Genomic DNA, 13006 nt, shown 5'->3' on the forward strand with positions numbered 1-13006 from the left:
TATTTCGGAGATGATTACTCATGCAAACTCAATTTTATCCTTACTTAGCTTTTGATAACGCCAAAACCGCTATTGATTATTACCAACGCGTCTTCGGTGCTACCGATGTTTATCGTTTAAGTCCTAAGCCTGAACAAGCTAAAATGTTCGGCTTAGCTGACGGGACTGATCTAAATAATCTCACCATGCACGGCGGCTTCACAGTATTAGGCGTGAAAGTCGAATGTGCTGATGACTTCCGTCACACAGCCAAACCTACCGATCAGATTACGCTGATGATTGATGTCAACAGTGAGGACGCAACAACGGCCCAAGCTGCCGATGAGTTCTATCAACGGCTCGTTGACTCCGGCGAGGTCAAAATCACCATGCCTTTCGCCGAGCAGTTCTGGGGTGGTAAGATGGGTCAGTTCACTGACAAATTCGGTGTCAACTGGAGTCTACACTCCTCCCCTTGGTCCATCGCTTACGATCATCAAAACGACTAATATCGACTAAATCCCGGCTAACCAATTTCAAGTTAGTCGGGATTTATTTTGCTTAATTCAAGGCTTTTTTGACCGTCTTATAACCATATTTAATCAGTTCGCGTTCCACTTGCTTAGACGTGGTCGTGCTACTAGAATGTCGACTCGCTTGTGTATCCGCCGTGCTGGTCACTTTATCTGCGCCAGCGACTTGCATGCTACTATCGGCTTTGCCACGACCAGTTGCATAGTCAAAGCTGACCCCAGGTTCAACGTTCCAAATATAAACGTTGAAGTTGACACTTCCATCCGTCGAGACCGCCTGTGACCAATACCCTCGTGGCATTAGCTCGTTGCCGCGAAAAACGGTCGTCACGCGATAGATCACCTTTTTACCTTGTTCCAGAGCGGTCCGCACTTGATCTTCATAGATCTGCATCGTACGCTGATTAGAGTAGGCCGTTTGGGTGGCCAAATTCTTGGGATTATCCAAGCTACCGTCTTGCCCACTTTGAAATTGGCCATCTTTCGTTAAATTAAATGAAATTGTGTACGCAATTAAATGGCCGCGATTCTGTGGAAAGACCCGTTTGCCATTGACCGTGACGGGCTGATTATGCCACCCCGTCGGACTCCAGGTCTGGGCCGCACGTCCAGCTGAGCGACCCAGATTATCTTTACTCAAATAAGCCGTATCGGTCGTCGTTCGGTTCAAACTGTCCAAATTACCATAATCAATCTTTGAATTCTTCCACAAACTTGACTGTAAGGTACTTTTACCACTGTTAACCTTAATCGCCGCCGGACCGCCAGATTGATAGGTCTGCTTGGCTAAGTTCGCATAAGTCGTCTGATCATTACCACTGGTGTTCGTTGCGGTGGTTTTCTGACTGCTAGTACTCGACTGGCTGACCGAAGTCAGCTGATTCACCGTACTACAGCCACTCAACAAGGCCACTAATCCCACAAGCCCCATTAAACGCGCTAAGCGCATTCGTTTCATCATTTCAATTCCGCCCCATCCGTTTTAGATTACATCATCCATGATAACGTACTTTTGTGAGGGGAACAAATGTTTTTTGATTAGATTTTGGGGTGGTGACTCAACCAATCTGAACGCAAAATACCATACTTTACGGAATCATAATACTGGCCTTGCCAATATCGGACTTGGGGAATCCGTGCTTCTAAATTCAAGCCAATTGCCGCAGCTAAATGACTCATTCGCGTATTGCCAGACCAAGTCGTTAAGCCAATATGCGGTAAGGTCGTTTCGACCGTAAATAGCTGTGTCAACCATTGCGTTAGGGCCTGTTGCCCAACGTGTTGCCCCCAATGTTGCTCATCATAAATTAAAATGCCAACTTCTAGCCAGCGTCTTAAATTCCCATCCACAAAATGCTGATTGACGTTGCCAACGATCTGGTCATCCACGGTGATCACCCAATTTTTCGGTTGAATTAGCCAATCTCTGGGTCCAATCACGGTTTCAAAATCTCGTTGACTCGGCAACACATCGTGAAAATAGGGCCCGTTCCATTTGGTCCAAGCCGCTTGTGGATTACTAAAGCCACGTTGCCAGACTTCGGTTAATTCAGTCTGCTGAACCGGCCTAATTTTGACAGTCAACATGAATTCATCTCCGTTTTTAAATTAAATTTAGTATAACGCGTAGAGCTAGTATAGAAAAAAGCCACTCTAGTAACAACTAAAGTGACCGTTGGATTAACTTGCATGATGCATTAAGACCGTTTTTTCGACAGGCCGAATGTGCTTTGTCCGCGCCGGCCGAAAGACAAAGATGTTGACTGCCACCCCAATAACCAGCAAAACAAACGCCAACAACATAATATGATGTAACCCAGTGTGCAAAATCGTGCGCATCGCTGGCAACAACCGAGCTGGCAGCCCTTTGGCACTATTCGCATCGCTCAGCTGATTCATCATACTCATTGAGATCTTGCCATCAGATTGCGCCACGCCTTGCGTTAAGGATTGATTCAAAACCACACTGTAAATCGACGACATGAAGGTTTGGCCCAACATCCGCACCAACAAACTGAACGACGTCGCAATTGGAACATCTCGATGCGCAGCCTGTTGTTGCACGCTGACTTGAAGCACGGTAAAGCAAATCCCAATGCCGCAGCCTTGAAACGCTCCTGCCAACAATAACAGCCAATAATTGGCTTGTCGACCAGCCAAGGCGAGTAGCCCGGCGGCAATTAGCATGCCCGCAAAACCAATCATGACGACGGTCCGTGTCGACCATTTACGCTCCAAATTCGAACTCCACTGCGCGCCCATAAAATTAGTGATGGAACCCGGAATCTGCGTCACGCCACCAATCACGGCGGTTGTCCCCAACAAACCTTGCGCCCACATTGGCACATAAACGTTGAACCCGACGAAGAACCCATAAATTAAAAAGAACATCACAAATGACGCCACAAGATAACGATTTTTAAATAAGCGACTCGGAATAATTGGATCAACTGCCCGCGATTCTGCCACCAGTAATCCTGCCAGTAACACTAATGCCAACGCCATAATTGCCCCGACTCCTAGCAGTGGCAATTTACCAATCATTTCAATCCCAACTAGTAGACTGACTAAGCCAGTCGTCAATAACGCAGCACCAAGATAATCGACTTTTGACGCGACCACCTTGATCTTGGGTGCCTGATACAACCATTGGATAATGGCAATCGATGCTAGACCAATTGGTACATTGATATAAAAGACCCAGTGCCAGCCGAAGTTATCGACAATAAAACCACCGACTAACGGTCCAATGATGGCAGCCGTACTAAAGCTGGCGGTAACATAACCGAAAACTTTCCCACGTTTAACGGGATCTTGATAGATTTCCGCATAGATAATGTAAGGAATCGCGGTCATCCCGCCGCTCCCAATACCCATAATTGTCCGAGCAATGATTAAGAAATAAATATTCGGCGCTAAACCTTCAAATAACGCACCCAATACAAATATTGTTGTTGAAATCTGATAAGCACGTTTGTTACCAATCCGTTCGCCAAGCTTACTCCACAGCGGTGTTGTCACCGCACCACCGAGTAGGAAGACGGCGACAATCCAGCCCATCAGTTGAATCCCATGTAAATCACTAATAATTGCGGGTAACGCCGTACTGATAATCGTACTATCCAACCCATTCATCGCATTTGATAGCAGCAACGCTACCGTCACGATCATAACTACTTTCTTGGACACCCTTAATTCCTCCATCTATGTACTAAAAACTAATCTTGAAATAACAACCCTCTACTAGATTACACTATTTAGTGACTATCGACCATGTCATTTTCTGAAAATCGACTAAACAAAAAGTCCCTTCAATCCGGCTGAAGGACTGAAAGGACAACTATTTAGGGCGATTCACTAAAGATTGAAAAGCTCAAAACCATTACAAAGACTGTACTACCAGCAACAGTTACGTCTGAAATAGACTTGCTAATTTCAGCGCTCTGGCAGTCAGAATCGGTGTGCTGTGGAGGACGGTGCCAGCCAGAGTACGGTCTGACACCTCAATTCCAAGCCGATAAATCACGTCTTTGAATTGCCCCGTGAGATTAGTTAGCCTAGAACGCTAACTAATCTCACCGACACTGCACACCAATTCTGACTGACTCCGCTAAGCAATAAATAACTGATTTATCTCTTAAAAAGCACTGATTAGCCGGAGGTTGTTGCTGATAGCATCGGACGTGCAGGTGGCGTTAGGTCGGCATGCTTTTTGCCGATCTTACCCCACGGACGGTCCGGGAGATTTGCGGTTTTAGCAAAGCTTCCGGGCGAGGCTCAAGACATTCCTGAGGCTTGAGCCGGTCCCACGTCCGCATGTTATCCGCAACAACCGGAAGCGACTCAATTTTTAGCTCACAATCCTTAAATGATTTCAGTTAAAGCATACTTCTTGAAACGCGTTCCAGGTCAAGCACTTTTTGCTACTAGCCAATCCTTTTTCGAGAGCACATAACGCATCACGTGCACGACCTCACCGGAATCTAGAGTTTTCGCATGTAGTTCACCTAAATCATGCATCCCCATTTTGGCCATGACGCGACCGGAACGCGGATTGACACTGGCATATCGCGCCTCAATCTGCTGATAATTTAACGTTTCAAAACCATAGGCCATTAAAGCCTGCCCCGCTTCGGCGACATAACCATGTCCCCAAGCAGCCGGACTCAGTGCGTAAGTCAACAAACCGGTCGTGTCCTCGGAATGAAATTCATAAAAGCCGATCAACTGATGATCACTTTTGCGCTCAATTCCAAAGACAGTGTTCGCATCTGCTAAGAAGTGTGTATCAAAAATGGTTTTAAACTGCGCTGGTGTTTTAATCGTCCGATAGCGTAAATACGCCACCACTTGCCGGTCCAAAATAATGGCTTGTAATGCATCCTGATCAGTTGGTTGGATTGGACGCATCAACAAGCGGGCTGTTTCAAATTGGGTCATTTTTTCATCTCCAAAATAAGGTTACAAAAACAAGCCTATTTCAAGCACGCCATTTTTTCAAAGATTTTGTTTGCTAAACGCCCAAAGTTAACCGAGCCGCCCGTGACATCCGCGCAATCGACCAAGCTGGTGACCACACTAAATTAATTTCCACGTGTTGCACCCCCGGCAAGCCTTGCAGTGCCGCAGTAATATCATTAGCCAGCACTTCTGTCAGTGGACAGCCCATCATCGTTAAGGTCATCGTCACCACGCACTCACCGGCATCATCAAGTGTCACGTCATAAATCAAGCCCAGGCCGACGACATCCACGCCTAATTCTGGGTCAATGACTTGTGCTAACGCCGCCATACCTTGATCTTTAAAAGTTGCCATTAGCCAATCGATCCTTCCATTTCAAAACTAATCAACCGGTTCAGTTCCACCGCATATTCCATCGGGAGCTGTTTCGTAAAGGGTTCGACAAAACCCATGATAATCATTTCCGTAGCTTTTGCTTCTGAAATACCACGACTCATCAAATAATACAATTGGGCTTCCGAAACCTTCGAAACTTTGGCTTCATGTTCCATCGAAACATTGCCGTTCAAAATTTCATTGTACGGAATCGTATCACTGGACGACTGATCATCCATAATAATCGTATCGCATTCGACATGCGCGAACGAGCCATCCGAGTGCCGGCCGAAGCGCACCGTCCCACGATAATCCACGGCGCCGCCATCCTTAGCAATCGACTTGGAAACGATCGACGAGGTCGTATTTTTCGCATTGTGAATCATGCGTGCGCCGGTATCTTGATCGACATTATGTCCCGCGACCGCAATCGACAACATGGTCCCGTGCGCGCCTTCACCGTTCAGGTACACCGATGGATATTTCATCGTAATCTTCGAACCTAAGTTACCATCGACCCATTCCATCGTGGCATTTTCCAAGGCTTGCGCGCGTTTCGTTTCCAAACTATACACATTGTTCGACCAATTTTGAATCGTGGTATAGCGGCAAGTGGCATTCGCTAACACGTTCACTTCAACGACCGCCGCATGCAAACTATCCGAATCATAGCTCGGCGCCGTACAACCTTCCACGTAATTGACACTCGCGCCCTCATCTACAATAATCAGCGTGCGTTCAAACTGCCCAGTTTTCTCCGCGTTCAGTCTGAAATAAGCTTGAATTGGGGTCGTTACTTTGACACCCTTGGGGACATAGATGAATGACCCGCCAGACCAGACTGCGGCATTCAAGGCCGCATAACAATTGTCCGTTGGTTGGACCAGTTTGCCAAACCATTTTTTAAACAGGTCTGGATATTTTTGTAATGCCGTGTCGGTGTCGGTAAAAATAATCCCACTCGCTTCAAACGCCTTTTTCATCCGATGATAGACCACTTCTGACTCATACTGGGCGCTTGAGCCCGCTAAATACTGCCGTTCAGCTGCCGGCACGCCTAACCGGTCAAAAGTTTGTTTGATTTTATCCGGCACATCTGCCCAATCACGATACTTTTTGTCCGTCGCTTTTTGGAAATATTTCATATGTGCCATGTCCAAGCCGGACAAGTCTGGCCCGAACTTGGGCACCGGCATTGTTTGATAAATTTTGTAGGCGTTGAGTCGATAATCAAGCATCCATTGTGGCTCGTGCTTTTCAGCCGAAATTTGACGGACGACCGCTTCGCTCAAACCCTCGCCCGTGGAATAAACCGGCGTTAGGTCGTCATGAAAGCCATAATCATACTTTTCAGTCCCACTAACGACAGCATCTACTTTATTGGTCATCGGTTGTCACCTCCGTCAAGGCTTGTGCGGCCGCATGCCAAGCCAGGGTCGCACAACGAATGCGCGTTGGGAATTGAGCGACACTGCCTAAAACGGCGGCGTCACCCAGCTGGTCACGATCATGCTTAGCAATCGGCGTCCCCATAACTAGTTTTGAAAAGGCGGCAATTAAGGCTTGAGCCTCGGAAACTGACTTCCCCAGCAAGACATCCGTCATCACACTCGCCGACGCCTGTGAGATCGTACAGCCGGTACTACTAAACTGCAACGTCGTAATCTGATTTGCCGTCACGACCAACTGAACTGTCAACACATCGCCACAAGTCGGATTGTTCAGCGTCGTTGCTGGCAAATCAGGTTGTAACCCATAATGATGCGGCGCTTGGGCATGTTCTAAGATCACCGTTTTATATAAATCGTTCAGATTTAACAAACTCATTGCTGAAAAAACTCCTTTACTTCCCGCAAGACCACCAAAAAACGGTCAATTTCAGCCGTCGTATTATAAAAGGCCACACTTGCTCGCACTGTGGCGGCAACGCCCAGCGTTTGCATCAATGGTTGAGCACAGTGATGACCGGCCCGCACTTCGATGCCAGCTAAATCTAACCCGGTCGCGATGTCGTGCGGATGGACACCGTTCACATTGAACGCCACCACTGGACCATGTTTCGCCACGGACTCAGGGCCATACACCGTGACTCCTGGTAGGTTCAGTAATCCGTTGAGTAGTTGCGCCGTCAATTGGTTTTCTTGACGCTGAATTGCGGGCCAACCAAGCTGCTGAATCGTTTTGAGCGCCGCCCCCAAGCCGATGACGCCACTAATGTCTGGCGTCCCCGCTTCAAAACGCTGTGGGATCGGCGCAAATTCAGTGCGTTCAAAGGTCACGTTACTAATCATTTCACCGCCAAATTGGACTGGTGTTAACTGTTGCAATAACGCCAACTTACCGTATAACACCCCAACACCGGTCGGCCCATACAGCTTGTGGCCCGAAAAGGCATAAAAATCGACGTCCAGTTCCTGGACGTTAACCGGTTGGTGGGCTACCGTTTGTGCACCATCGACCACGATTACCGCCCCGCGTTGATGTGCCAATTGAGCCAGTTCTCGAATCGGTGTCGTCACGCCAAGCACATTAGAAGTCTGAGCCACCGCCACAATCTTGGTCTTGGCAGTGATTTGTTCCGCCGCGGCCGCTAAATCCAGTTCGCCGTTTGGCCGTAACTGAATCACTTTTAATTGTGCCCGCTTACGCAAGGCCAATTGCTGCCATGGCACCAAATTACTGTGATGTTCAAGGGCAGTGACCACAATCTCGTCACCGGCCTGAATCGTCTGTTCGCCATAAGTCTGGGCCACCCAGTTCAAACTCTCAGTCGTTGACCGGGTAAAAAAGACCGTATCACGTCGCGGCGCCTGAATAAACGCTGCCACTTGATCCCGAACTGCTTCATATTGGTTGGTTGCGCGGGCCGCCAACGTGTAAACACCGCGATGAACATTGGCATTGTCATAAGCATAGTAGTGGCTAATCGCTTCAATCACGGCCTGAGGCTTTTGCGTCGTCGCCGCGTTATCCAGATAAATCAACGGTTCACCATTGACTTTAGTCGTTAAAATTGGAAACGTCCTACGATAATCAGTGCGTGTCATCCGTTAGCCGCCTTTCAATCAGTGCGTTCAGTTCTGTTCGCAATCGTTTTGACTTTAGTTCAGTAATCACGCCAGCTAAAAAGCCGCGAATGACCAATCGTTCTGCCTCAGGTCGCGGAATCCCACGACTTAGCAAGTAATACATCTGCCGTTCATCGACACGGCCAACACTCGCCGCGTGCCCCGCTTCCACATCGTTTTCATCGATCAACAAGATCGGGTCCGCATCTCCGCGGGCTTCGGACGATAACATTAACAGTCGATTTTCCTGATCAGCCTTGGCGCCATGCGCGCCTTTGACAATGTGACCAATCCCATTAAAAATCAGGGCCGCCGCATCTAGAATAATGCCACGTTGGACGATTTTCGCCGTTGTTTTTTCACCGTAATTCGTCATCCGCGTATCAATGCCCTGCGTCTGTTGCCTGTTAGCAATCGCAATTGTTTTGACTTGGGCAGTCGATCCACGCCCTTTTAATTCCGAATCAAAATCTGCGACGACATCACCGGCATTCATTTCCGCCAGTTCCCAATTCAATTGCGCATCCGTGCCTAAAACGCCCCGCCGATTCAAGTACGCCGTCGTGTTGGCACCTAAAGCATCCAGTCCGGCAAAGTCCACCTGCGCGTTTGCCGCCGCGACGACTTCAACTAAGAGATGCACCGCCGTGGCCTGCGTGCCAACTGAACACAGACGCTGAATAACTTGCACCCGACTGTTTTCAGCCGCAAGCATTAAACTGTGATTGAAAAAATTTTGTGTTTGGCGACTATCAACTAATTGCGTAATCTCAATCGGGTCCTGCAGCTGAACATTTGCCGGCACATACAGAAAAAAGCCATTAGTCATGAGCGCCGTATTCAACGCCGTTAACTTGTCAGTACCAAGTTGCAATGCTTTTTTCATCAAAGCTGATTGGACCAAGTCTCCATGAGTCCGAATTGCTGAGCGTAAATCTGAAAGGATGACCCCTTGTTGGATGGCTTCGGTTGGCAAGCTCAGTTGCATCGTCGTATCGCCGACACTATAAAAATGCTGCCCGGCACCTAAATCGCCAGCCGGTTCTGCACTCACCTGCACCCTAGGAACCTTGAAATCAAATAAGGGCCACGAGGCATAATTGATTTTTTCAAACTTAGGCAAAGGCAATTCGTCATAGACTGCAACGGCCTGCTCACGCAATGCCAACAACCAGGCTGGTTCTGCCTGTGAATGCGAATATTCTCGCACAGCCGCTAATAATGTTGTTTTATCCAAATTCAGCCCCCTATGACTCGAGCTCATCATCTGTCAGTGCCACGTCTAACCCAAGTTCGTCACGTAATCCCGCGTAACCTTCTGCTTCCAAAGTCGTTGCTAATTCAGCACCACCAGTTTTCACAATCCGACCGTCCATCATCACGTGAACAAAGTCGGGAACGATATAGTTCAGCAAGCGTTGGTAATGGGTAATCATCAAGGTACCAAAGTCTGGCCCCTGCATTGAATTAACCCCTTTAGCCACAACCTGTAACGCATCGATGTCCAAACCCGAGTCGATCTCATCTAAAATAGCAAATTTAGGTCGAATCATCAGCAATTGTAAAATTCCGTTCCGTTTCTTTTCCCCACCTGAAAAACCTTCGTTCAAGTAGCGTTCAGCCATCGCATCGGACATATTCAGTAAAGCTAAGTTCTTATCTAGTTGCGCGAGAAAGGTCGTCACGGGTAGTTGATCATCCTTAGCACGGCGGGCATTGATTGCCGCTCGTAGGAATTCAATATTAGTCACGCCTTTAATCTCGGCTGGATATTGCATGGCTAAAAATAAGCCGGCCCGAGCGCGCTGATCGACGGTTTGACTTAACAGATCAACACCATCCAAGGTCACGCTACCACTAACGACGTGATAGGCCGGATTGCCCATAATCGTTTCTGATAATGTTGACTTGCCAGTCCCATTTGGTCCCATAATCGCATGAGTCTCACCCGTCTTGAGGGTTAAATTAACGCCTTTGAGGATCAAACGTTCTTGTTCATTTTCGGTGACGGTTACCTTTAAATTTTTGATGACTAATGTTGACATCGTGACTCCCCATTTCTAGCAACGACTACTTTATGTAGTTATTTATTTAGTTTCAACTACTAGTGATTGTGTTTGAGTTAATATTTCTAGTATACGTTATTGTCAGCCATTCTGGTGACTCAATTGCAAACAAGTTACCCGTCTCTAGCCAACACTTTACCCGGTTAGACAAACTCAATCGACAGTCAGTTGTGAGTCAATTGGTGGCCGATGACTGCATGGTTTGGCGCCCCAATCCTAAACTAGTCTAACTATGATCAAAAAAAAGACCGGCAAGATTGCCAGTCACTTTCACGATCACGCCACCGGGTCAGTTGCTAAGGGTTGAAAGACCAAAAAGCATCACAAATATCGCAGTACCAGTAACCGTCACATCCAAATTCAGCGCTCCATCAGTCAAAATCGGTGTGCTGTGGGGGACGCCGCCAGCCAAAGTGCGGTCTGCCGCCTCAGGTCAAAGCCGGAAAACACGTCTTTGAAGTGCCCCGCAAGCTTAGTCAGCCAAGAACACCGACTAAGCTTGCCGACACTGCACACCGATTTTGACTGACTCCGTTAAGCGGAAATAACAGATTCCCCCAAAAAATCACTGATTAGCCGGAGGTTGTTGCTGATGGCATCGGACGTGCAGGTGGCGTTTGACCGGCGTCTTCTTAGCCGGCCTTACACCACGGATGGTCCGGGAGATTTGCAATTTTGACAAATCTTCCGGGCGAGGGTCAAGATGTTTCTAAGGCTTGAACCATTCCCTCGTCCGCATGTTATCAGCAACAACCGGAAGCGGCAGTTTTCACCACCTGATTACTGACGTAGTGGCACAGAGCGACGATCCTTTCTGAAGCCAACAAAAAAGACTTAAGCAATCTGCTCAAGCCCTTACCAACAATGATCGGTTATTCGACTACCAACTTAGGTAGTTGCTATATGTGCCCCGTCATGAATCCTGCCCATTCCGAGAGGTTATTAAGCTGCCGCCAAACTTAACTTGTTCCATCTATGGGGGACCGATCCAACCCAGTGATAGCTAAAATGTTTGGTGCAAAATATGTATAGACCTTTTTTTAACTTAAACTCAGTATAACCGGCTTATATTGCTAAGGAGTGACACAAATGTTACAAACAGATTACATTCTGTATAAAACTCTTAAGAATGAGGTAAATCACTTGCGATTAATTGTTCGTTTTTTGTCAAGTGCCACACGCCATGAAAAAAGGCCCCACCAAAGTGAGACCACTTACATTTCGTTTGTTATGATCCTAAACTAATGTCACCGTCACACACCTATTTCAAGTCTAAAGGTGCTAGATAACGATCGACCTGTGCTTGCATAACCTGGCGCCGTTTACCGGTTAAGAAGAAAATAGTGAGCAAACCGAACACGATTACGGTGAAGAGAATCGTTTGCCACTCAAAAGCATCTGGCTTCGCCATGCTTTGTGAACCAGAAGCCATCATGCTTAAAATATCGACGCCGGCATGAATCAACATTGGGACGAGCAAACTCCCTGAGTATAAATAACTCACCGCTAAAAAGGCCCCAAGTGATGCCGCAAAGATCATTTGTTCCAGTGTCGCCGACCAAGATTGTCCCGCCAGCGTATTCGTGACATGCCAGAGGCCAAATAAGGCACTGCTCAAAGCCACAGCCCAGTCCAGCTGATGACGATGCTGGTCGAACGCTTTCAACAGCAAGGCTAACACCGCAAACCGATAGAGCCATTCTTCCGCGATACCGGGTTCCAAACCCGTCAAAAACATTTTCCAAGAGGCCGCCTGCATTTTAAAGTCAAATTGCGTAAACGTCGTCCGCCAAGAATCACCGACCCCAAACGCATTCCAGATAACAAAAGCTATCCCAGCAATCGCAATCAGGGCAAGCCAGTACCAATTTACCTGCCGATTTAAGCGCCAGGTTGGCCAACGAAAGCCCCAAGTCATCAGCAGGATGCCGACTGTTAGGACAAACCCGAATGCTCCTAAGATACCACTGTCACTGACCATGCCAAACACAGTTGGGGCCTTTAGCACTGGCAAGGCCAAGAAGGTCGCTTGGGCGCCAATCAAACCACTGAACACCGTGGTAATTAGCAATAAGATTCGGCCGATGACGGCCTGCACCGGTCTCATAGTGATATAGATCACCGGCACAAACATAAAAATCATGTAGAAAAACGCCATCGCGATGAGTCCCTGCTCATCCAGTCCTGGTAATTGGCGTAACAAGTCTACTAGCACCATAAGGAAAAATGGCAGAAAAATCAATTGAAAGCTGGCTTGAAAATAATGATTAAAACGCCGAAAGCGGGGCCAGTCACGCTTAGTTGCGTCGAGTTCAAACGCCGGAATCAGACCGCCTAAATACAGCAAAATAATGATCAAGCCACCGCTAGCAAAGTAGGCCCCATTTTTAACGATGAACAGTTCTCCCAGCATGGCCCCCATTAGAACACTCAACTGACCTAGATACCAGCGCCGCAACAGCCGGTCCACTTCTGTGGTCATAAAAAATCCCCCAATCTCGTTATGTTGTAATCATAACAGAT

The 13006-nt window shown here is 47.6% G+C and carries 12 protein-coding genes; 1 reads left to right on the plus strand and 11 read right to left on the minus strand.

Features of this window, described 5'->3' with window-relative positions; all coding sequences use genetic code 11:
* Window positions 1-20 precede the first annotated feature (20 nt).
* Window positions 21-488 (plus strand): VOC family protein, encoded by a 468-nt coding sequence (locus FFM64_RS11350; protein ID WP_137608146.1) that lies wholly within the window; start codon window positions 21-23, stop codon window positions 486-488.
* A gap of 52 nt (window positions 489-540) precedes the next feature.
* Here FFM64_RS11350 and FFM64_RS11355 read toward each other — a convergent pair whose 3' ends face one another.
* From FFM64_RS11355 to FFM64_RS11405, 11 genes are all read right to left on the minus strand, one after another.
* A complete protein-coding gene (locus tag FFM64_RS11355) occupies window positions 541-1473 on the minus strand; it encodes a DNA/RNA non-specific endonuclease (protein ID WP_137608147.1) in 933 nt (310 codons plus the stop codon).
* 77 nt (window positions 1474-1550) lie between these two features.
* Window positions 1551-2099 carry a GNAT family N-acetyltransferase gene (locus tag FFM64_RS11360; protein ID WP_137608148.1) on the minus strand — a complete coding sequence of 183 codons (549 nt, stop codon included), beginning with the start codon at window positions 2097-2099 and terminating at the stop codon, window positions 1551-1553.
* A gap of 93 nt (window positions 2100-2192) precedes the next feature.
* Entirely contained in the window at window positions 2193-3701 is a 1509-nt protein-coding gene (locus FFM64_RS11365) for an MFS transporter (protein WP_137608149.1), read from the minus strand.
* A gap of 720 nt (window positions 3702-4421) precedes the next feature.
* The gene (locus FFM64_RS11370; protein ID WP_137608150.1) at window positions 4422-4952 is read right to left on the minus strand and encodes a GNAT family N-acetyltransferase; all 531 of its coding nucleotides are present in this window, start codon (window positions 4950-4952) and stop codon (window positions 4422-4424) included.
* A 73-nt stretch (window positions 4953-5025) separates the two neighbouring features.
* Window positions 5026-5328, minus strand: a complete 303-nt coding sequence (locus FFM64_RS11375) for a metal-sulfur cluster assembly factor (protein WP_137608151.1) — start codon at window positions 5326-5328, stop codon at window positions 5026-5028.
* On the minus strand, window positions 5328-6737 hold the full coding sequence (gene sufB, locus FFM64_RS11380) for a Fe-S cluster assembly protein SufB (RefSeq protein WP_137608152.1): 1410 nt from the start codon (window positions 6735-6737) through the stop codon (window positions 5328-5330). The genes FFM64_RS11375 and sufB overlap by 1 nt, the downstream gene beginning before the upstream one ends.
* Window positions 6727-7176 carry a Fe-S cluster assembly sulfur transfer protein SufU gene (gene sufU / locus FFM64_RS11385; RefSeq protein WP_137608153.1) on the minus strand — a complete coding sequence of 150 codons (450 nt, stop codon included), beginning with the start codon at window positions 7174-7176 and terminating at the stop codon, window positions 6727-6729. The genes sufB and sufU overlap by 11 nt, the downstream gene beginning before the upstream one ends.
* Window positions 7173-8396: an aminotransferase class V-fold PLP-dependent enzyme gene (locus FFM64_RS11390; protein ID WP_137608154.1), complete on the minus strand. Its 1224-nt coding sequence runs from the start codon at window positions 8394-8396 to the stop codon at window positions 7173-7175. Before FFM64_RS11390 ends, sufU begins: the two co-directional genes overlap by 4 nt.
* Window positions 8383-9654 (minus strand): Fe-S cluster assembly protein SufD, encoded by a 1272-nt coding sequence (gene sufD, locus FFM64_RS11395; protein WP_223876958.1) that lies wholly within the window; start codon window positions 9652-9654, stop codon window positions 8383-8385. The genes FFM64_RS11390 and sufD overlap by 14 nt, the downstream gene beginning before the upstream one ends.
* A gap of 10 nt (window positions 9655-9664) precedes the next feature.
* Window positions 9665-10462 carry a Fe-S cluster assembly ATPase SufC gene (gene sufC / locus FFM64_RS11400; RefSeq protein WP_137608156.1) on the minus strand — a complete coding sequence of 266 codons (798 nt, stop codon included), beginning with the start codon at window positions 10460-10462 and terminating at the stop codon, window positions 9665-9667.
* 1282 nt (window positions 10463-11744) lie between these two features.
* On the minus strand, window positions 11745-12965 hold the full coding sequence (locus tag FFM64_RS11405) for a CPBP family intramembrane glutamic endopeptidase (RefSeq protein WP_137608157.1): 1221 nt from the start codon (window positions 12963-12965) through the stop codon (window positions 11745-11747).
* Window positions 12966-13006 lie beyond the last annotated feature (41 nt).

Origin of the sequence: Lactiplantibacillus daoliensis, from assembly GCF_005405005.1 — a bacterium.
GTDB classification, from domain to species: Bacteria; Bacillota; Bacilli; order Lactobacillales; family Lactobacillaceae; genus Lactiplantibacillus; species Lactiplantibacillus daoliensis.

Bases quoted from the DNA above. Each gene is read 5' to 3' on its own strand.
- FFM64_RS11350 (WP_137608146.1), top strand. From the start codon at position 21: ATGCAAACTCAATTTTATCCTTACTTAGCTTTTGATAACGCCAAAACC.
- FFM64_RS11355 (WP_137608147.1), bottom strand. From the start codon at position 1,473: ATGATGAAACGAATGCGCTTAGCGCGTTTAATGGGGCTTGTGGGATTA.
- FFM64_RS11360 (WP_137608148.1), bottom strand. From the start codon at position 2,099: ATGTTGACTGTCAAAATTAGGCCGGTTCAGCAGACTGAATTAACCGAA.
- FFM64_RS11370 (WP_137608150.1), bottom strand. From the start codon at position 4,952: ATGACCCAATTTGAAACAGCCCGCTTGTTGATGCGTCCAATCCAACCA.
- FFM64_RS11375 (WP_137608151.1), bottom strand. From the start codon at position 5,328: ATGGCAACTTTTAAAGATCAAGGTATGGCGGCGTTAGCACAAGTCATT.
- sufB (WP_137608152.1), bottom strand. From the start codon at position 6,737: ATGACCAATAAAGTAGATGCTGTCGTTAGTGGGACTGAAAAGTATGAT.
- sufU (WP_137608153.1), bottom strand. From the start codon at position 7,176: ATGAGTTTGTTAAATCTGAACGATTTATATAAAACGGTGATCTTAGAA.
- FFM64_RS11390 (WP_137608154.1), bottom strand. From the start codon at position 8,396: ATGACACGCACTGATTATCGTAGGACGTTTCCAATTTTAACGACTAAA.
- sufC (WP_137608156.1), bottom strand. From the start codon at position 10,462: ATGTCAACATTAGTCATCAAAAATTTAAAGGTAACCGTCACCGAAAAT.
- FFM64_RS11405 (WP_137608157.1), bottom strand. From the start codon at position 12,965: ATGACCACAGAAGTGGACCGGCTGTTGCGGCGCTGGTATCTAGGTCAG.